Here is a 22,859-nt window from a genome sequence, read left to right on the forward strand (position 1 = left end):
TTTAATGAAACAAGCTAAAAGACAGACAGTAAAAACTGCCTGCCTTTTTCTTTGTCAGCCGTTACAGCCACACTCAAAATTACATTTTTCTCTTTCTTCAGGTCTTGCATTCGGCGGGAAGAATGATTCGTTAGGGAAATCTACCCTGCTGAATACTTCGCACGGGTCGTCGCTTTCAGGCTTACATTCCTTGCGAGGAATACAAAAATCATATGACGGAATCATAATCTGTACATTTCTCTCAAGCTGTGTAATTGTAAAAATACCGATAGTGGCACTTACGCTCGCATCTCCGGTCACAGCAAAATCGTCACCAAAGTATGTTATTACACATTCAGGTATAGGAGCACAAGGAAGCTGCGGAACACTTCCTTTTATAAGTCGTGCCGAAAGAGCCATAGGTTCGGAAATTTGTACTGTTGCATTTGGTAAAAACTCCGTGCAACCGCATGATGTAACAGGTTGAGAGCAAACTATACAACTGTCGCTCGAAAAACTCTTTGAATTTGATTCACTGCCGTAAAGAACCGACCTTTTACCGTAAATTGCAAGTCCGTTTACCCGTGACGGAATTGTTGAACCGCAGGTATATGCCTCAAGAGAAATATCAAAATAGAATGTAACATCAACCGCATAACAGCCACGATGAAAAGCGATTGATTCAACGCTTACATCGGCGGTTATAACGCTTGCCTTGCAGATTTTTACAGATGATGCGTTATTGATAACAGATTGACTGCAAGGTGTAAAATAAACCGCAAGATTGCTAAGGCAATCCTTTGAGCCGCAGCTGTCATAAATACGGCTTGCGTTTATGCAGACAGCGTCTGTGCATTTTTTTTCGGTAAGCGGTTCGTTGCCCGACTGCCGTGGTACTGTGCCGTATGATACATCTGGCATAAAAATTAACCCCCATAAAATGTATTAACAGGCTTACGCTCTGTAACAATACATTTTATGAAGGTTATACTTAATTGTGAATATTGAGTTGATTTATTTTAAATAAGGCTTTAAAATTTCATCAAGGTTTTTGTTTACAGCTTTCGGATTTGACTGCGTATAATTTGAAAAAGCGATGAACACTTTGCTCTGGTCCTGCGCAAATACAATTCTTGCATTAAATCTGTAGAATGCTGCGTCACAATAATAATTACCGCAATCGTCAACATACAAACCGTACGCAAAACTTGATTTATAAGGAGTGAACATTTCTTCTTTGGATTTTGCAGACAACAATTCACTTCCCGTAATAGCGTCAGTCCATTTAAGCAAATCACTCAAATTTGAAATAAGACCCGTAGAAGAATACGCAACACCCGGATAAATATTCCACTCATCGTCAAAAATATCCTGATAACCTGTAGCAAGTTGGTCTGTGCTCTCAAAGGTTGTCGAAGTCATTTCGAGCGGCTCAAAAATATTTTCTTTCAAAAATTCCTCATAGCTTTTTCCGCTTACCTTTTCGATTATGTCACCGAGAATAAAATAATCGGAATTTGAATAGCTGTAATTTTCTTCATCATTATCAATTTCTTGTGACAATATCCATTTTAAAATAACAGAATGATTATCTTTAGCGGAATTTTTCTCTGAAATATCGTACTGCGGAGCATTTGCACGCACGCTTTCGTCAGATTTGCCGAGATAATCCGGCAAGCCTGTTGTCATTGTAAGCAAATTACGGATAGTTATATCCGAACCGTACTTATAATCGGGATAATACTTGTCAAGCGTATCATCTGTGCTCAGCTTATCCTGCTCCTGTAAAATCATAACAGCCGCAGCGGTAAACTGCTTTGTAAGCGAACCTATGTAGTAATTTGTATTGAGTGAATTATATGTATGCGAACCCTTGTCGGCATAGCCGTTATTTCCTATATATTCAAAATCATTTCCGAGTTTATAATATACAGTTCCTCTGAATTTACTTGCAACAAGTGTATTATCGAACTTAGCTGTTATGCTGTCGGTATCTTGTTTTAATTTTGTAAAATTATATGCAGGATTAGTAGGTACTTCATCAGCAGTTGCAGGCGCAGCGGTAAGTCCCTGCGTCGATGCACCTGTAGAATTTGTAGTCTGCTGTGCTGTTGTAGCCGAAGATTCCGAATCATTGTCACAGCCTGTAAATGCAACTGCGGAACACGCCGCCATAGCTACGCACATTAATGATTTTGCTAAAGCCTTCAAAAAATCACCTCATCAGATTTTTTCCATTTTACTGAAATTAGCCATAAGAGTTTTTGTGCCTGCCTTATCAAAAGCAACTTCAAGCATTGTGTCGTTGCCCATTTTTTCGGTTTTCATAATCATACCTTTGCCAAATACCTTATGGAATACGCAATCTCCTTTTTTGTAAACAGTACCCGATTTAACGGCAGGTTTAGTAAATGTATTAAAACTTTTGTTAGGTGTGAATTTTGAACCGGCACCGATACTGATATGACTTGAGGATGCGGAAAAACCGTTTGTTGACGCAAAAGCCTTTTTCTCGCCTGTATAATTAAGTAATTCGGGCGGGATTTCATTTACAAAGCGTGATACTTTGTTATAGCTTGTATGACCCATCAACATTCTTGACTTTGCCTTGGTAATGTAGAGCTTTTCTTTTGCTCTTGTAATACCTACATAAGCAAGCCTGCGTTCCTCGTTAAGTTCATCGGGATTCATCATTGTGGCAATTGACGGGAACACACCTTCTTCAAGACCTGCAATGAAAACTACGGGAAATTCAAGTCCTTTTGCGCTGTGCAATGTCATCATTACCGATGAATCCGCTTCTGCATCATAGTTATCAATATCTGTCTGCAATGAAATTTCCTCAAGGAAGTTTGAAAGTGACGCTTCTTCTGCGTAATCCTCTTCAAATTTGATAATATTTGAAGAAAGCTCTTCGATGTTCTCAATTCTTACATCGGGGTTGTCTTTCTCTGTTTTTAAATATTTTTCGTAATCTGTATGTTCGAGAATGAGATTGTATAATTCCGCAAGAGAATAATCTCCGCTTTGTTCAGCCTCCATAAGACCGTCAATAAGCGCAACAAAACTCTTTAACTTTGTTGCGGCTCTTGAAAGCTGTGGATATACATCTGCATCTTTAATTACGGAATATATGCTTTCGCCGAGTCCTGCGGCAATTTCAGAGGCTTTTTCAAGTGTAGTTGCGCCAATACCACGCTTTGGCACATTAATAATTCTGCCCAGTCTGACATCGTCGTGCGGATTATTAATAACCTGAAGATATGCAACCATATCTCTGATTTCTTCTCTGTCATAGAATCGTCTGCCGCCGATTACACGGTGCGGAATACCGCTTCTTGACAAAGCCTGCTCAATTGAGTTTGACTGTGCATTCATTCTGTAAAGAATTGCAAAATCAGAGAATTTTCTGCCGTCTGCAACACCGTCAAGTATAGTTTTTGCAATAAATTGAGCCTCGTCACGCTCGGAATCGGAAGTATGCACCTCAATTTTATCGCCAACGGCATTTTCAGTCCACAAAGTTTTGCCCTTACGCATTGTGTTGTTAGAAATAACACCGTTTGCCGCATTAAGAATATTCTGTGTACTGCGGTAATTCTGCTCAAGTCTTATCATCTTAGCGCCTTTAAAGGTGTTTTCAAAAGAAAGGATATTTTCAATTGTAGCACCTCTGAATTTGTAAATACTCTGGTCGTCATCACCTACAACGCAGATGTTGCCGTATTTTGCGGCGAGCATACTTACAAATTTATACTGCACCTTGTTTGTATCCTGATACTCATCAACCATTATGTATTTAAACTGATTTTGATAAAATTCGAGTATATCGGGACAATTTTGAAAAAGCTCAACAGTCTTGCAGAGCATATCGTCAAAGTCCATTGCATCTGCGGTTTTTAGTCTTGACTGGTAAATTTCATATACTTTTGCCACGGACTGCTTGAGGTTATCGTAACCTGCTCTTTTGAGCATTTCCTGCGGAGTAAGCATTTCGTCCTTGGCTTTTGAAATTTCGTTGAGCACTCTTTTTACCGGCAACATTTTTTCGTCATAATTAAGCTGTTTTAAAATATCTTTTACAAGTTTTTTCTGGTCGTCAGTACCGTAAACGGTAAAATGACTTGTAAAACCGATTCTGTCGCCGTATCTTCTTAAAATTCTCGCACAGGTAGAGTGAAATGTAGCCGCCCAAATATCCGAACCGCCTTCCGGAACAGCGTTGCAGATTCTTTCTTTAAGCTCCCCTGCCGCCTTATTGGTAAAGGTAATTGCAAGTATCTGCCACGGTTTGCAAAGTTCAGACTGCAAAATATACGCAATTCTGTTTACAAGAACGGTTGTTTTGCCCGAGCCTGCACCCGCAAGTATAAGCAAAGGGCCTTCTGTGCAAAATACAGCCTGCTGCTGCATATTATTCATATGTGAAAACTGTTTTTTTAATTCTGATTGTACCATAGCAATATTCCCGTTAAAAGTTTAATAACACAGAAAACGGGCGAACTGCGTCCGCCCGTATAATCTGACGATTTTATTTTATGTAGCCGTAGAATGTTTCAAGAATTTCAGGACCCTGGTCAGCAACAATCATTGTAACATAGTTGCCGTCCTGTGTAACCTTGCAAGCCTCAACCATAGGAAGTTTTTTGGCATTATAGCCTGAATACTGTGTAACGATTGAAGTGTATGTCTTAGAAAGCGCATCGTTTACTCTTGATGCAGCGTCAGCGTCAACAGCCTCAACGAGTACGATTTCAACTCTTGAATTGCTGTCTGAATTGATTTCTGCCGCAAACTGCTTAACATCTTCTGTGTCTATGCTGTAATATTTTTTAAGATCATTAGAATCTGTAAGCTCTTTTAAGTCCAATGAATACTTAGAGTTGATGTCAGAAAGAACTGTTTTTAAATCAACCTCTTTGCTGCCTGAACAACCTGCAAGCGCAGTAAGGCAAAGTACAAATATTGTTACCAAAGAAACTACCTTTTTCATAATTAACCTCCAAAAATGTCTTATAAAAAAATTACGCCGAATCAGTGTGACCCGGCGTATTCAGATGGTCGAGGTGACAAGATTCGAACTTGCGACCCCATCGTCCCGAACGATGTGCGCTACCAAACTGCGCTACACCTCGATAAAAACAGCCCCGATTACTCGGGGCTTTTAATGGCTGAGGAATAGGGATTCGAACCCCAACAAACAGAGTCAGAGTCTGTCGTGCTACCGTTACACCATTCCTCAATGTTTATTGCTCATTGCTGCAAGCCGTGCAATCAACGATATATATTATATATTATGAAGTGCGTTTTGTCAACACTTTTTTGAAATTTTTTAAAACTTTTTAGAAGTTTTTAACTTTCGTTTAGCATTGACATGTTGCTTACTGTCACGCAATCAACAATAGCTATTATATAGCGGAAAGTGTGTTTTGTCAACATCTTTTTTCAATTTTTTCTAAAATTTGAAAAATACAAAAAATACGGAATTTTAGCTAAAACTTTTTTTGAGTCTTATATCGTCGCCGACAAAATTAAGCCTTACACCCTCTCCGTATATTCTTGAAATAAATCTTGAAGTATAAGTTTTTTCAAGTTCTGTTATTGAAAGGTTTGTGTTTATTATCAAAGGCTTTCTCAAAAGCATTCTTGAATTACACAAATTATAAAACTGTGTATTTGAAAAAGTATTTGAAAACTCTGTGCCTAAATCATCAATAATTAGTAAATCGCACTTTGTGAGCATTTCAAAATATTCGGAATCGTTGGACTCTTTGGAAAAATGCATATTGCTAAGCGTTGACATAAGCATAGGTGCAGACACATAGATTACACCGAAACCACGCCTTGTAACCTCATTGGCAATAGCGAGCGAAAGGTGGGTTTTGCCAAGACCTGTGCCGCCTCTCATAAGTATAGTCTTTGACTCGGGCGTAAAAGTCCTTGCGTACTGCACGCAATAATTATAAATTTTTTGCATCTTATCAAAAGGTGATACTCCGCTCTCCTTATCAACCTCATGACTGTACATATTAAGGTCAAAACTCTCAAAAGTGGAAAGTCTTAAAGGCGCAGTACGGTTAAGCTCCTCGCACGCAGTTGCTACAAGCAATCTTTTAAAACAAGGGCAATACACTGTTCTTCCGTCTTTTTCTATATATCCCGTATCTTTGCAGTATTTACAGTTGTAATGCGGTTCAAAGCAATTTTCTTCATAGCCGTTTTCTTTAAGCAGTTTTTTGACTTCATTTTGCATAGAAAGACTTTTGGCACGCAAATCCTGCGTGGCAGACTTTACATCTCCGCCGTTTAAAACCGCACGAACCGCAAGTATTCCGCATGAAGATATTTCTTTTTCAAGCTCCTCTATTCTCGGAACTCTTCTGTAAACCTCTTCACGAATCTGCTCCGCTCTTCTCTCGGCTTTGGTGCGCCTTTCTTCCATTTTTGCTTTTGTCGCTCTGTAAATTTCTTTACTGTATCCCATTTATATCACCACACTAAATACTGTCGATTGTATCTAATCTCTGCAAATCATTTATATTATATGATGTGTTGGCGTTATTCCTGTTTCCGCCTTTATTCTTATACTTATCGGGTCTGCTGTCAAATTTGTTTAAATCGTCAACATTGTAAATTCCACTTGAATTCCAGCGTTTTAAAATTCCGTTTATGTATCTGAAATCGCAGCTGCCCTTACTGTCAACACATCTTTCGTAAGCCTCTCTTAGCATTTCGGGAGAAAATTTCCACTCGTTTACCCACAAATCGGCGTATTCAACCTGCTTTTTAGTAGGAGAACCCGTATTTTTTAAACCGAACGCAGATGCTACAATCGTAAAACTCTGGCTTGCACGATGTGCTTGTTTTATTTTATTTTCGGCTTCCTCAATCGAGAAAACTCCCGCATCAGACCATCTCAAACCTATTGTTTCAATGGCTCTTATGTTAGATTTTCCGATGCTTATACAATACTGAATAAGCATTATAATTACCTCTACAGGCAAACCGCAGGTATTTTTAAGTAACAGTAACGACGATGCATCGGAGTTTGATAAAGGCTTGCCGAGGGCTGTCTGTGCCTCGTTTACAAGCATTTTAAATTCTTCGTCAACCGCAAGCTGTTGTGCCACATAAACATAATCAGGGCGCTGCGGTCTTACAAACATATGCGGAACTGTAGGCTCTTCCTTTTCAATCAGAGCGGCATTATTATTGCTTTCGACTTGTTTTACCGCAGGCTGTTCAGTCGTTTGCTGTTCTGCCTGTGCAGGCTCAAAAGCACCGTTATTTTGGCAAAAGATACCTTTCATAACCCAGTATTCAACTGCCTCCGGAATATCGGTTTCATTTACACCTGTCGCCTTACTGATGTCGCTTTCGTTCACATCTTCCCCACTGTGTCGCAAAAGATATAACAATACCTTAAGTTTAACGCCGTCCGAAAACTTAAGTCCCTCGTCTACAACAGACGAAGGCACGGCAAATATTGAATTCCAAGCACCAAGATTAATTTTCATAGACATTTCATATACCTCTGACCCAAAATAAATATTATAATCAAACTTTATCGTACACATTATTATATCACACTAAATTTAAAAATCGACACATATTTTTAAATTTTATAGATTTTTTTAAAGAAATATGTTAAAATACAGTTGAAATGTTTTAAGGAGGTAATATTATGAAATATACATACATTCCAAAAGGTGTTTGTTCAAGACAGATTAACCTTGAGATAAATGACGGAATTATAGAATCCTGCGAATTTATCGGCGGTTGCGCAGGCAACACTCAGGGCATTTGCGCTCTTGTAAAAGGTATGGACGCAGAAGAGGCTGTAAAGAGATTAAAAGGCATTGACTGCCGTGGCAGAGGTACATCTTGCCCCGATCAGCTTTCTTACGCTATCGAAGAGGCTCTTGAACTCGAATAAGCTCTGCGGCTAAAACTTTATATTTATCATAACATTAAAGCTCTCTTTATTTGCGTAAAGAGAGCTTTTTACTTTGGTTTTAAGATTTAGACGGTTTAATGCAGTGTTTTGTCTGAAAATTCCGGTGTATCACAAAAATTATAAAAGTTTGGTCAACCTTTTCAAAGGTTGTGGGTGTGGGCAAAGCCCACAAATACTTTCCGTTTATGTAATCTGACGATAGCCCAACAGCCTGCTGTTTGGTAACTTAAACAAAAGAGCTTTCAAAACCATAACCCTTTAGTTCGTTTTACAGCATATTGGTTTCATCAATTTTTGCGTTCACATCATCAAGTTTATTTTCAAGCATAACAGACATAAAGAATATCTTTGATGTCATTCAACACCTCTAATTCTTCGTCGGACATAAAAATCTCCCGAAATCAGTCAACCTTGAAAGTACCTGCCTCAATCTCATCAATCATAGCAAGACGCTTTAAGTGTCTGTCGCCCTCTTCGGGAGTATTGAGGAAAATTTCTGTAAACTTAACAGCATCTTCTTCGCTTGTAACTCTGCCGCCCATACAAAGAATATTTGCGTGGTTGTGTCTGCGTGTCATTTCAGCGCAAAACTCATTGCTTACAACTGCCGCACGAATACCCTTAACTTTGTTTGCTGCCATTGAAATACCGATACCTGTACCGCAGCAAAGAATACCAAGCTCACATTCGCCGCTTGCTACTGCTTTTGCAACTTTATAGCCATAAACAGGATAATCAACGCTGTCTGTGCTGTAAGTACCAAAATCTTTATATTCAATACCCTTTTCGTCAAGATATTTTTTAATTGCGCAGATAAGGTTATATCCGCCGTGGTCACATCCGAGTGCTAACATTTCTTTTCCTCCATTTTCTTTTTAAGTTCTCTTTCAGCCTGCGGCAGTCTTAAATACATCGGCATAAGTTCCGCAGCCGAAAGCACTTCTCCGTCATTAAATTTTTGTACAGCAATTTCTGCTGTTGATGACGCTCTTTGAAATCTTATACTGATTGGTGCGAGTTCAACATTTGGTAATAATTCTTTCATAGCATTATAGCAAAGCTCCGCACCGTCACCCACAAGTATAATTCTTTCGTCATAACTCTTAAGTTCTTCTGAAAGCTCGGCAACAGACAAAGCTCTGTCTTTGCAAAGTCTTTCAGGCTTTATGCCGTCACATTTGAAAAGCGCATTATAAACCTGCGAACAGCGAGCGTCCATAACAGAACAGATTATCCCATTTGCAGATTGCAAATTATACGCAAGGCTTTCAAGCGTCGATACCTCTATGCAAGGCAAATCATCGGCAAAAGCAAGTCCTTTAGCCGCTGCAACACCGATTCTTACACCCGTAAACGAACCCGGACCGCAGTTTACCGCAACGGCGGTAATATCAGTTGTCGTTAGGTTTGTGTTTGCAAGCAGACTTTCAACCATAGGCATAAGTGTTCTGCTGTGAGTAAGTTTTGTATTTATAAAGAACTCACCTATTATTTTGTTTTCGTCACAAATTGCGGTTGACGCAGCTGTGGCGCTTGTATCTATTGCAAGAATTTTCATTGCAGATCAACACCTTCAATTTCAAAAATTCTGTCATCATCATTTTCGCCCTTACTGATTCTGATTTTAATACAATCGGCAGGCAAAGCCTCTTCAATATTCTCACTCCACTCAATAATGATTATACCGTTATCAATATAATCAAAAAATCCTGTGGAATACAAATCATCCCATGTATTTACACGGTACATATCAAAATGAAAAATATTATACTTACCAGAATATTCATTGACAAGAGCGAATGTAGGGCTTGAAACATTTTCTCCTGCACCGAGCGCACCGGCAAGTCCTCTTGTAAAGGCAGTCTTGCCCATACCAAGACCACCAAAAAGAGCGATTACTTCCGTGCCGCACAACTTTTCGGCAATTTTTGCGCCGAGCGCCTCTGTTTCACGGGCATTATGAGTATTTACAGTAATCATCAGAATAAACCGTTAATTTTTCCTTCCTCGGTAACATCAATTTTCTCTGCCGACGGAACTTTCGGAAGACCGGGCATTGTCATAATATCACCTGTATATACAACTACAAATCCTGCACCGTTTGAAAGTGTAAGATTCTTTACTGTGATTTCAAAATCCTTTGGAGCACCGAGAAGTGTTGGGTCATCAGAAAGCGAATATTGTGTTTTTGCAATACAAACAGGAAGTTTTTCACCGCCGAGAGCCTGAATCTGCTTCAATGCCTTTTCGGCAGCCTTTGTATAGTTTACTCTTGAAGCGCCGTAAATTGTTTTTGCAATTTTGTCAACCTTTTCTTTGATTGTAAGGTCATCTGAATAAATAGGAGCAAAATCAGATGGCTTTTCGCAAGCCTCTACTACCTTTTTGGCAAGTTCTGTACCGCCTTCTCCGCCCTTTGAGAATACATTTGAGAGAGCAAAGTCTGCGCCTTTAGATTTACAGTAACTCTCGATAAACTCAAGTTCCTCTGCTGTATCTGTACCGAACTGGTTGATAGCAACTACAACGGGAACATTGTACTTTCTCATGTTATCAATGTGAACGCCAAGGTTTTCAATACCATTTTTAAGAGCCTCAAGATTTTCTGCAGAAACCTCTGCCTTAGGCACACCGCCGTTGTACTTTAACGCACGGCAAGTAGCAACAATAACTACGGCAGACGGCTTAAAACCTGCATATCTGCACTTGATGTCAAAGAATTTCTCTGCACCGAGATCTGAACCGAAGCCTGCCTCTGTAATACAGTAATCGCCAAGTTTTAACGCAAGCTTTGTAGCACGAATGCTGTTACAGCCGTGAGCAATATTGGCAAAAGGACCGCCGTGCATAATAGCAGGGGTACCCTCGAGTGTCTGAACAAGGTTAGGTTTGATAGCGTCTTTAAGAAGAGCTGTCATAGCACCGTCAGCCTTTATGTCCTTTGCAAAAACAGGCTCGCCTGCATATGTATAAGCAATAAGAATATTACCAAGTCTTTTCTTTAAATCAGAAATATCGTCAGCAAGGCAAAGGATAGCCATAACTTCAGATGCAACAGTAATTATAAAGTGGTCCTCACGAGGAATACCGTTCACTCTGCCGCCAAGACCGACAACAATATTTCTCAAAGCTCTGTCGTTCATATCAAGACATCTCTTAATAAGGATCTGGCGAGGATCAATCCCGAGAACATTACCCTGCTGAATATGATTGTCAAGCATTGCACAGCAAAGATTGTTTGCAGAAGTAATAGCGTGCATATCGCCTGTAAAGTGAAGATTAATATCTTCCATAGGAAGTACCTGAGAATAACCGCCGCCTGCAGCGCCGCCCTTAATACCAAATACAGGGCCGAGTGAAGGCTCTCTTAGAGCGATTACAGCCTTTTTACCAATCTTAGCCATAGCCTGACCAAGACCTGCAGAAGTAGTTGTTTTGCCCTCACCTGCGGGGGTTGGATTGATAGCTGTAACAAGAACAAGTTTTCCGTCCGGCTCATTTTCCAAACGATTGGCAAGTTCGTCTGAAAGTTTAGCCTTATACTTGCCGTAAAACTCCAGCTCATCCTCTTTAATTCCGATCTGTGCGGCAACCTCTTTAATCGGGAGTAAGGTCGCAGCCTGAGCGATTTCAATATCACTTAACATATTGAAAATACCTCCGTTCAAATATATTTCTTTAATTATAACAAAACTTTCCCCCTCTATTATTCCAATAAGAAAATATATTTTACAATAGAATATAAAATACTCGGGTTTAATTGCTGTAGATTAGGTAAAGTTACTTTGATGTATTCAGTTACAACGGATACTGTTGCGTTTAAAATCCGGCTTGGATAGATTTATAGTGAATCATCAGAGAAAACAATCGCTCTTGTTGATAAATTTAAAATTCAGTATGGATAGATTTATAGCACGGGTACAGGTGCTTTTGCAACGCTAACGATAAAATTTAAAATCCAATATGGATAGATTTATAGTCAAGGACTTATTGATTTTATTCAAGGCGTGTTTTCATTTAAAATCCAATATGGATAGATTTATAGGGAATCATTAACAAGTAATTCCAATTTAATGTTGAAATTTAAAATCCAATATGGATAGATTTATAGACGGGTGTGGGTGCTTCTGCAACGCTAACGATAAAATTTAAAATCCAATATGGATAGATTTATAGTGCTCGCTGATTTTTATTAATAATATAACCTTAGAAATTTAAAATCCAATATGGATAGATTTATAGCCCCTTGCCCTACGCTCGGAACGCATAACTAAATTGTTTAAAATCCAATATGGATAGATTTATAGGTCCACCTGTTCTATTTGTAGTACATAAATATATTTCGTTTAAAATCCAATATGGATAGATTTATAGTCAAAAATGTATTCAAACCCTTGGACTGTTTTTAAACGTTTAAAATCCAATATGGATAGATTTATAGGTTCTTTTCAGCGCTTGAACAATTAAATAAAACTTGCTTTAAAATCCAATATGGATAGATTTATAGTTCACTTGCTGTTCCCTCTGACGACCTTATCAAGTTCTTTAAAATCCAATATGGATAGATTTATAGGCTGGAATTTCAGCTGACGAAAAAGTTTTAAATGAATTTCTTTAAAATCCAATATGGATAGATTTATAGGCAAGATTATTTGCGATATTCAATGAGCTTTGAATCTTTAAAATCCAATATGGATAGATTTATAGGAACAAGCAAAAAGTTTTTTATTCCAACAACGAAGTCTTTAAAATCCAATATGGATAGATTTATAGGTATCTTAAAGCTGTACAATGATAAAACAAAATTAAACTTTAAAATCCAATATGGATAGATTTATAGGCCCGAAAAGAACGGAAAAAAATACCCGCTTGGGGTCTTTAAAATCCAATATGGATAGATTTATAGCTTGACGAATTATTACCAGCGCTCTGGTAATATGTCTTTAAAATCCAATATGGATAGATTTATAGGCGAAATGGGTATCAATGATGTTGAGAATATGCAACACTTTAAAATCCAATATGGATAGATTTATAGGAAGTAAATTACATAATCTCTCAATGTTTTTTAGCCCCTTTAAAATCCAATATGGATAGATTTATAGGCGGCTCAATTACTTTGCCAAAGCAGATAAGAGCCGCTTTAAAATCCAATATGGATAGATTTATAGTTAACCACATCACCTGTAAGCGGGCTTTCCTCAAAACTTTAAAATCCAATATGGATAGATTTATAGGCCCACAAGCGTGAGTACAGTATCAAATTTAATGCCCTTTAAAATCCAATATGGATAGATTTATAGGTCCGCTATCTTCGTCAACAATAGCCGAAAACGGTTTCTTTAAAATCCAATATGGATAGATTTATAGGACTTATCAACATCATTGTTACATACTGATAACATATACTTTAAAATCCAATATGGATAGATTTATAGGAAACATATCTGATAAATCAGTTGTTGAAAAATCAAACTTTAAAATCCAATATGGATAGATTTATAGGCTGGTCATATTGTCGATACATCATTTGAGGGCTTATCTTTAAAATCCAATATGGATAGATTTATAGGTTTAAATTTTTCGTTGTTAAAGAAAAATAAAAATACTTTAAAATCCAATATGGATAGATTTATAGGATTTAAGAAGTGTTTTTGTATAATCAAAATCAGCTTTAAAATCCAATATGGATAGATTTATAGCGTGAAAGCGATTATTATTGCGAATATGCTATTGATACTTTAAAATCCAATATGGATAGATTTATAGGTTAATGTTTAATATGTTTTGAAAAACTGATGTGTCCTTTAAAATCCAATATGGATAGATTTATAGGCCGTTAAACAAACTTTTTGACATTTCATTTTGCATCTTTAAAATCCAATATGGATAGATTTATAGTTTTGATATTGAGACAACAAGTTTTTACTATAATAACTTTAAAATCCAATATGGATAGATTTATAGTGATAATGAAATTGATGTCACTTTAGTTGACTACAACTTTAAAATCCAATATGGATAGATTTATAGGTTAAATCACCACAAACAAATGTTCCCGAAAATTACCTTTAAAATCCAATATGGATAGATTTATAGGTGTTAAAACCACAGCAAACACAACGAATATACGCTACTTTAAAATCCAATATGGATAGATTTATAGGCCTCATCAAGTGCAAATACTAATGTATCTATGCTCTTTAAAATCCAATATGGATAGATTTATAGGACGCAAAAGGCGAGTTTATCAACTATTTTCACAAACTTTAAAATCCAATATGGATAGATTTATAGGCGATAATCTTATTCTCTCCTGCTTTAAATTGCTCTTTAAAATCCAATATGGATAGATTTATAGGCTCTCCGCATTTTACACATACAATTCCGTAACTGTCCTTTAAAATCCAATATGGATAGATTTATAGGGTTCTGCTCATTCTTCGTCATCTGTGTAAATTCAACCTTTAAAATCCAATATGGATAGATTTATAGGCGCAACAGTATGTAATGTTTATTTCAACATTCGCAGCTTTAAAATCCAATATGGATAGATTTATAGGTTCTGTATTATCATCAATATTCACAAGCCTTACGCCTTTAAAATCCAATATGGATAGATTTATAGGTCGTTCATCTGTTTTCACCTTTTCCGTTTATTTATGCTTTAAAATCCAATATGGATAGATTTATAGGCTTGAAGGCACTACCGCCTCGGGCAAGACGACGGTTTTAAAATCCAATATGGATAGATTTATAGGATTTTCTTCTCCGTCAAAAACCAAACCGTCAACATATTTTAAAATCCAATATGGATAGATTTATAGGAGGATGCAAGCGTTCCGCCCGATGTGGGCGGAGGTCTTTAAAATCCAATATGGATAGATTTATAGGACGCCTGTAGGGCTATTTAAAAGGCTTATATAAGGTCTTTAAAATCCAATATGGATAGATTTATAGGATAGTTACAATAAAGATAGAGAAAAGAAAACACCACTTTAAAATCCAATATGGATAGATTTATAGTAGTAATAAATAAATGTACTATTGAATGTATGCGACCTTTAAAATCCAATATGGATAGATTTATAGGGACTGTTTGAACCGATACAGAGCGTTTAAGTTTAACTTTAAAATCCAATATGGATAGATTTATAGGGCAGGCTCAAAACTGCTACAAGTTCATTTAATTGTCACTTTAAAATCCAATATGGATAGATTTATAGGCCGAGTTGAATGCTGATGTTTTCCCTGTTGCCTTTCTTTAAAATCCAATATGGATAGATTTATAGTTTCATCAAAGGCTCTAATATACATATCACGAAATTTCTTTAAAATCCAATATGGATAGATTTATAGGTTTATAATTTTTGTGGTGCTTTTTCTGCTTTTTTTCTTTAAAATCCAATATGGATAGATTTATAGACTTATCAGTGTTACATACTCCTTTGCAAGCGTACCTTTAAAATCCAATATGGATAGATTTATAGTAGTACCGATTTCATCAATAAGCACTAAAGTATCACGCTTTAAAATCCAATATGGATAGATTTATAGGTAAAGCGCTTTTGCTTTAATATATAAATCTTTGAATTTAAAATCCAATATGGATAGATTTATAGGCCAAATCTTTTTCAACTTCATAAGTAATTTTAATTTATTTAAAATCCAATATGGATAGATTTATAGGATCATTACGAATAGATATTTGCTGTTTAATATATTCATTTAAAATCCAATATGGATAGATTTATAGGTTGGCTTTTGTACTTTCGAGCCTGTCCGCAGTTCAGATTTAAAATCCAATATGGATAGATTTATAGGAACCATCATTGTTTATGAAGAAATACTTTGAATTATCATTTAAAATCCAATATGGATAGATTTATAGGCGTTTCCACTGATAATATCAACAACCGTACCGATAAATTTAAAATCCAATATGGATAGATTTATAGCCTTGCAATAAATTCCTTGACCGCTGCTGCACGATATTTAAAATCCAATATGGATAGATTTATAGCTTGCGGCGGTTTCGGCTTTAGCTGAGTTGAGCGGAATTTAAAATCCAATATGGATAGATTTATAGCAACGGCAATATTACATATGACGGTTTACTTGCAAATTTAAAATCCAATATGGATAGATTTATAGACCGTTCTCGGAATGTGAACTTGTTATCCCATATTGATTTAAAATCCAATATGGATAGATTTATAGCTATACATATTATTGTATTAATGAGCTTGAAAACGATTTAAAATCCAATATGGATAGATTTATAGAAAGATTGTCACGACAATCTTCCAGGGCACGGAGTATTTAAAATCCAATATGGATAGATTTATAGACAAATATAATTATAATCAATTTCTTTTATATTCGATTTAAAATCCAATATGGATAGATTTATAGCGGCAGGTAAATGGAATTACATTCGATATTATAATAGATTTAAAATCCAATATGGATAGATTTATAGTGCGTGTAGCTTTAAAGAAAAACTGCAAAATTTAAGATTTAAAATCCAATATGGATAGATTTATAGTAGAGCCGTTTTGTCAAACTTTCGCGCTAAATGTGTATTTAAAATCCAATATGGATAGATTTATAGTTTGATATTGAAACAACTAGCTTTTATTATGAGAAATTTAAAATCCAATATGGATAGATTTATAGTGTTCAATTCGAATTTGAAAATCCCAAAAGGCAAAAATTTAAAATCCAATATGGATAGATTTATAGGCAAAGTTCCACGAAGTAAGCACAGACTATATTTTATTTAAAATCCAATATGGATAGATTTATAGCAAGTATAGATTATAAATCCTGCTCCAAAACCGTAATTTAAAATCCAATATGGATAGATTTATAGCTTTTTGAACAGATTAATATACCTCTTATCAGATGCATTTAAAATCCAATATGGATAGATTTATAGTCAAAAGTTTTTTCAGACATAGCAGACTTAAAAAACATTTAAAATCCAATATGGATAGATTTATAGTAGAATTTTAAAAAATTCTAATTGTTCAAGCGGATATTTAAAATCCAATATGGATAGATTTATAGGAATTTCGGAAAATGATTTCGTGTTTCGGTATGATAATTTAAAATCCAATATGGATAGATTTATAGATTCAAAAAGCTTTATCTCAACAGGGAATAATTACATTTAAAATCCAATATGGATAGATTTATAGACTGCAAGCATAGCCGACCGTTGAGCCGTAATTTTATTTAAAATCCAATATGGATAGATTTATAGACAAAGAGTCAAATTAATTTAAATGAGTTTTATACTATTTAAAATCCAATATGGATAGATTTATAGCTTGAAGAGTTATTTCCAGCGGATTGGTAATAAGTATTTAAAATCCAATATGGATAGATTTATAGGCTGACTTATCGAACTCCGATAACATAACAATTTTTATTTAAAATCCAATATGGATAGATTTATAGACTGCAAGCATAGCCGACCGTTGAGCCGTAATTTTATTTAAAATCCAATATGGATAGATTTATAGAAATACTGCTGAATATCAATCAATGTTTGCAATGTATTTAAAATCCAATATGGATAGATTTATAGTTTGCGTTAAATGTGTGGGAGAGCGCAAAAGGTGATTTAAAATCCAATATGGATAGATTTATAGTATTAAATCACCACAAACAAATGTTCCCGAAAATTAATTTAAAATCCAATATGGATAGATTTATAGACCGATACAGAGCGTTTAAAGGGCATTTTTGCGTTGATTTAAAATCCAATATGGATAGATTTATAGATTATATAACGATAAAACAATGTTAAAAGGTGTTTATTTAAAATCCAATATGGATAGATTTATAGATGCAAAAAGCGTTACTGACCTTTCTAAATATCTAATTTAAAATCCAATATGGATAGATTTATAGGCTCGAAAGTACAAAAACCAAACTTTTTAGCATAAGCATTTAAAATCCAATATGGATAGATTTATAGATTTGATGTAAACTGAATAAGATATGACTTCAAAGGATTTAAAATCCAATATGGATAGATTTATAGGAAAGCTGACTTTATCTGCTCTTCAACGAACGAAAATTTAAAATCCAATATGGATAGATTTATAGTGAAAACAACATCTTAAACATACCGCTAACAAAAACATTTAAAATCCAATATGGATAGATTTATAGTAATCTATAATGTCAATTTTTTTAAATTTTCTCATATTTAAAATCCAATATGGATAGATTTATAGTTGATAAAAAGCAAGCCGATTATAATGTCATCATATTTAAAATCCAATATGGATAGATTTATAGACTGCAACGGATTTTCAATTACATTAGTAAATCGATAATTTAAAATCCAATATGGATAGATTTATAGGACTGCCCAATACGGGATTGGCTATTATATATTGTGAATTTAAAATCCAATATGGATAGATTTATAGATTTCGCAAAATGATTTCGTGTTTCGGAATGATTTATTTAAAATCCAATATGGATAGATTTATAGTGTCACCTGTTCCCGAACCCTGCCAATATGGGACAGATTTAAAATCCAATATGGATAGATTTATAGAATATTGTAAAAATCACAACACTGTTTTAACTCTTATTTAAAATCCAATATGGATAGATTTATAGATTTTCTTTTACGCCGTTATCTTTTTGCCACTGGTATTTAAAATCCAATATGGATAGATTTATAGAGCACACTAAAGCGGGGAGCGGCAAAGTTTGTTAAATTTAAAATCCAATATGGATAGATTTATAGTCGCTTGCTGTTCCCTCTGATGTTCGTGTCAAATTATTTAAAATCCAATATGGATAGATTTATAGAATAAATATAACTATAATCAATTTTTATTGTATTCGATTTAAAATCCAATATGGATAGATTTATAGATGCCTGTTATAATCTACTTAACAAACAAAAAAAGAATTTAAAATCCAATATGGATAGATTTATAGTAAAGGTATACCGTTTTATGATTTTGAAAATGATTAATTTAAAATCCAATATGGATAGATTTATAGTATGACCAGTGTAGCCAGGGATAATTTGAGCAAAAATATTTAAAATCCAATATGGATAGATTTATAGGGTATCAAAATATATTGCACATCATAACCTAACTTAATTTAAAATCCAATATGGATAGATTTATAGTTAGATTGTATGTACATCTTTTTACTTGAACAACGATTTAAAATCCAATATGGATAGATTTATAGGCAAAAGTTTATCAAGAATTAAACATTGAACATATTTATTTAAAATCCAATATGGATAGATTTATAGGGGTATCAAAATATATTGCACATCATAACCTAACTTAATTTAAAATCCAATATGGATAGATTTATAGAAATTACTTATGAAGTTGAAAAAGATTTGGACTCAGATTTAAAATCCAATATGGATAGATTTATAGTCGTGCCGATTTCATCAATAAGAACTAAACAATCACGATTTAAAATCCAATATGGATAGATTTATAGTTTTTTCTCCTTTTCTAATTTTTTTCAAAATATAAGGATTTAAAATCCAATATGGATAGATTTATAGTTGTTGACCCTCGTATTGCGAAACATCATCAGAAACATTTAAAATCCAATATGGATAGATTTATAGATGACCAGTGTAGCCAGGGATAATTTGAGCAAAAATATTTAAAATCCAATATGGATAGATTTATAGCCAAAGATTTAAGAATTGTATCAACAAGACCATTATTTAAAATCCAATATGGATAGATTTATAGCATTCAGTGCCAAAATTAATTCAAGCAAGTCAAGCATTTAAAATCCAATATGGATAGATTTATAGATATTTTTTGAGCGTTAAGTGTTAGTTAGTCAAGTATTTAAAATCCAATATGGATAGATTTATAGCAAATCTTTTTCAACTTCATAAGTAATTTTAATTTATTTAAAATCCAATATGGATAGATTTATAGGTTTATTGCTCTGCGTTCTCACTGTTGTTTTTTTCGGATTTAAAATCCAATATGGATAGATTTATAGAAAAAAGTTTTTAAAAAAGTGCTTGCAGTCTTTACTATTTAAAATCCAATATGGATAGATTTATAGCGTTGATTTTGCGTTTATAGTTGACACTCTTACTCTTATTTAAAATCCAATATGGATAGATTTATAGCGAAGAAAACCCAACACATAAACCAGTAAGAAAATAATTTAAAATCCAATATGGATAGATTTATAGCTGCCATTCGCCGCCGTACAAAATTTCGTCATTGCAATTTAAAATCCAATATGGATAGATTTATAGCCAAGTCGTGCGGTGCAAACAGATTTTTTATAAATTTATTTAAAATCCAATATGGATAGATTTATAGATACAGTTAACAAGTATTGCATATATTTTTCTGAAAATTTAAAATCCAATATGGATAGATTTATAGCTTGACGAGTTATTACCAGCACTCTGATAATATGTATTTAAAATCCAATATGGATAGATTTATAGATATAATTAACTTGAGCAAAATTTGAAATGAAATTATTTAAAATCCAATATGGATAGATTTATAGCCGCTGTTTTCGTCCACAATTGGGAGAAAAGGTTTATTTAAAATCCAATATGGATAGATTTATAGTTTTAATCTTAATTCTAATGTTGTTTTGTCTGATGTAATTTAAAATCCAATATGGATAGATTTATAGATCTTTTATTATGAGAACGGTTGTTCGATAATTCCAAATTTAAAATCCAATATGGATAGATTTATAGCTTGCGTATGTTTCCGTTTGATGTTTCAAAAAAATTAATTTAAAATCCAATATGGATAGATTTATAGCAAAGCGGCTGTTATGTATATATGGCAATTTGGAGTATTTAAAATCCAATATGGATAGATTTATAGCATCATACAAAGAGCAAAATGCTCTGTATGTACGAAATTTAAAATCCAATATGGATAGATTTATAGACTGCAAGCATATCCAACCGTTGAGCCGTAATTTTCATTTAAAATCCAATATGGATAGATTTATAGGATATTGAAAAAAGCTACTCGAAGTTTAAAACGCTATTTAAAATCCAATATGGATAGATTTATAGTTGTAGCGAAAGTATGCCTTAGTAAATGAGGATAAAGAATTTAAAATCCAATATGGATAGATTTATAGAACAGTAACACTTGTAGCAAAAGCAACCCAATGGTATTTAAAATCCAATATGGATAGATTTATAGCAAATACAACAGGCTTTTAGTGACGGACTAAATAGATTTAAAATCCAATATGGATAGATTTATAGTAATGCCCGAATAATAAAACGGTTCATAGCAAAACTAATTTAAAATCCAATATGGATAGATTTATAGACGACGGATTTTCCTCGACGTCAGGGAGTTCACAAATTTAAAATCCAATATGGATAGATTTATAGAGAAATATCAAAAAGTTTGTTTAACGGTTGTAAATATTTAAAATCCAATATGGATAGATTTATAGGAACTTGCAATCACATTTTTTGATAATTTTAGAAAATTTAAAATCCAATATGGATAGATTTATAGAAATACTGCTGAATATCAATCAAAGTTTGCAACGTATTTAAAATCCAATATGGATAGATTTATAGTAAATCATTTAAAATTCTGCAATATTCATTAGATTTATTTAAAATCCAATATGGATAGATTTATAGACTAATCCACGCACAAAAATGATAACGGAGGGAAAATATTTAAAATCCAATATGGATAGATTTATAGTTTAACACTTTAATACACTAAAATATATTATATAGGTATTTAAAATCCAATATGGATAGATTTATAGTGTAAGCGCAACACTCACAATCGACGAATTTGGCAAATTTAAAATCCAATATGGATAGATTTATAGTGATATTCTCTCAATCACAAAAGCAAGAATTGAAAGATTTAAAATCCAATATGGATAGATTTATAGTGTGTGTGACTAATCCCTGTAATGACGAAATTTTATAATTTAAAATCCAATATGGATAGATTTATAGGAAATGGGTATTAGTGATGTTGAGAATATGTCACAATTTAAAATCCAATATGGATAGATTTATAGTGCTGTAGGATATGAAAAAGAATATTTAATAAAAAATTTAAAATCCAATATGGATAGATTTATAGTGCGTATGTTTCCGTTTGATGTTTCAAAAAAACTTAATTTAAAATCCAATATGGATAGATTTATAGCTTTTTAATAACAATATCGAAATTATAATTTTGTATATTTAAAATCCAATATGGATAGATTTATAGGATATTTAATCAGATAATCGAAAGTCTAAAATTAAATTTAAAATCCAATATGGATAGATTTATAGCTCGTGTGTTGATGTGAATACCTTTGCCATAATTTTATTTAAAATCCAATATGGATAGATTTATAGTATACTCTTGGGGTGTTTGGGTGACCTCGTGGGCAATTTAAAATCCAATATGGATAGATTTATAGTCATTTAGATAAAATTTTCAAGGCACCTTGACTTTTATTTAAAATCCAATATGGATAGATTTATAGACAATCCGATTATACATTGAAAACCTTGAAAATTCATTTAAAATCCAATATGGATAGATTTATAGAACGGAGGTAATCTTGAAGTCTTACGCGTTTTACTATTTAAAATCCAATATGGATAGATTTATAGGGAAGTAAATCTATAATGCTTTTCAGCAAATCGTATATTTAAAATCCAATATGGATAGATTTATAGTTTTTCGATTTTTATAATATTTACGAGCATTTACATTTAAAATCCAATATGGATAGATTTATAGTTCCAAAAGCAAACGAAACAGAAAAATACAACAAAGATTTAAAATCCAATATGGATAGATTTATAGCATAATCACCGATAAAAAATCCCTCTTCGGTTTTAATATTTAAAATCCAATATGGATAGATTTAT

Annotated in this window: 11 protein-coding genes, 2 tRNA genes and 1 CRISPR repeat array (1 of these 14 only partly in view); of the genes, 1 reads left to right on the forward strand and 12 read right to left on the reverse strand. The window is 33.9% G+C overall.

Annotation, left to right across the window (positions count from 1 at the left end):
• Positions 1-54: 54 nt before the first annotated feature.
• From H8R91_RS03660 to H8R91_RS03695, 8 genes are all read right to left on the reverse strand, one after another.
• A complete protein-coding gene (locus tag H8R91_RS03660; RefSeq protein ID WP_207722721.1) occupies positions 55-900 on the reverse strand; it encodes a hypothetical protein in 846 nt (281 codons plus the stop codon).
• A gap of 93 nt (positions 901-993) precedes the next feature.
• Complete coding sequence (locus H8R91_RS03665) at positions 994-2,190, reverse strand: serine hydrolase domain-containing protein (RefSeq protein ID WP_186934901.1); 1,197 nt, start codon at positions 2,188-2,190, stop codon at positions 994-996.
• A gap of 12 nt (positions 2,191-2,202) precedes the next feature.
• A complete protein-coding gene (locus tag H8R91_RS03670) occupies positions 2,203-4,437 on the reverse strand; it encodes an ATP-dependent helicase (protein ID WP_186934902.1) in 2,235 nt (744 codons plus the stop codon).
• Between the two features lie 73 nt (positions 4,438-4,510).
• Positions 4,511-4,972, reverse strand: a complete 462-nt coding sequence (locus H8R91_RS03675; RefSeq protein WP_186934903.1) for a DUF4358 domain-containing protein — start codon at positions 4,970-4,972, stop codon at positions 4,511-4,513.
• Positions 4,973-5,037: 65 nt separating this feature from the next.
• Positions 5,038-5,114: transfer RNA gene (locus H8R91_RS03680), tRNA-Pro, on the reverse strand.
• 33 nt (positions 5,115-5,147) lie between these two features.
• Positions 5,148-5,221 (reverse strand) — tRNA-Gln (locus H8R91_RS03685).
• A gap of 246 nt (positions 5,222-5,467) precedes the next feature.
• Positions 5,468-6,463: an ATP-binding protein gene (locus H8R91_RS03690; protein WP_186934904.1), complete on the reverse strand. Its 996-nt coding sequence runs from the start codon at positions 6,461-6,463 to the stop codon at positions 5,468-5,470.
• Positions 6,464-6,476: 13 nt separating this feature from the next.
• Complete coding sequence (locus tag H8R91_RS03695; RefSeq protein ID WP_186934905.1) at positions 6,477-7,502, reverse strand: DnaD domain protein; 1,026 nt, start codon at positions 7,500-7,502, stop codon at positions 6,477-6,479.
• Positions 7,503-7,663: 161 nt separating this feature from the next.
• Between H8R91_RS03695 and H8R91_RS03700 the strand changes: the two genes are divergently transcribed.
• Positions 7,664-7,915: a TIGR03905 family TSCPD domain-containing protein gene (locus H8R91_RS03700; RefSeq protein ID WP_186934906.1), complete on the forward strand. Its 252-nt coding sequence runs from the start codon at positions 7,664-7,666 to the stop codon at positions 7,913-7,915.
• A 422-nt stretch (positions 7,916-8,337) separates the two neighbouring features.
• Here H8R91_RS03700 and rpiB read toward each other — a convergent pair whose 3' ends face one another.
• Genes rpiB through H8R91_RS03720 form a run of 4 tightly spaced genes read right to left on the reverse strand, consistent with a single transcriptional unit; the run spans position 8,338 to position 11,583 of the window.
• Positions 8,338-8,790, reverse strand: coding sequence for a ribose 5-phosphate isomerase B (gene rpiB / locus H8R91_RS03705; RefSeq protein ID WP_022233957.1), 453 nt, complete (start codon positions 8,788-8,790; stop codon positions 8,338-8,340).
• Positions 8,784-9,494 (reverse strand): tRNA (adenosine(37)-N6)-threonylcarbamoyltransferase complex dimerization subunit type 1 TsaB, encoded by a 711-nt coding sequence (gene tsaB, locus H8R91_RS03710; RefSeq protein ID WP_022233956.1) that lies wholly within the window; start codon positions 9,492-9,494, stop codon positions 8,784-8,786. Before tsaB ends, rpiB begins: the two co-directional genes overlap by 7 nt.
• Positions 9,491-9,916, reverse strand: a complete 426-nt coding sequence (gene tsaE / locus H8R91_RS03715) for a tRNA (adenosine(37)-N6)-threonylcarbamoyltransferase complex ATPase subunit type 1 TsaE (protein WP_186934907.1) — start codon at positions 9,914-9,916, stop codon at positions 9,491-9,493. The genes tsaB and tsaE overlap by 4 nt, the downstream gene beginning before the upstream one ends.
• On the reverse strand, positions 9,916-11,583 hold the full coding sequence (locus tag H8R91_RS03720; protein ID WP_186934908.1) for a formate--tetrahydrofolate ligase: 1,668 nt from the start codon (positions 11,581-11,583) through the stop codon (positions 9,916-9,918). The genes tsaE and H8R91_RS03720 overlap by 1 nt, the downstream gene beginning before the upstream one ends.
• A 170-nt stretch (positions 11,584-11,753) precedes the next feature.
• Positions 11,754-22,859: direct repeats of the CRISPR family, unit length 30 nt; unit sequence ATTTAAAATCCAATATGGATAGATTTATAG (it continues 529 nt past the right edge of the window).

The organism is Ruminococcus intestinalis (assembly GCF_014288065.1).
Lineage (GTDB): Bacteria > Bacillota > Clostridia > Oscillospirales > Acutalibacteraceae > Ruminococcoides > Ruminococcoides intestinale_A.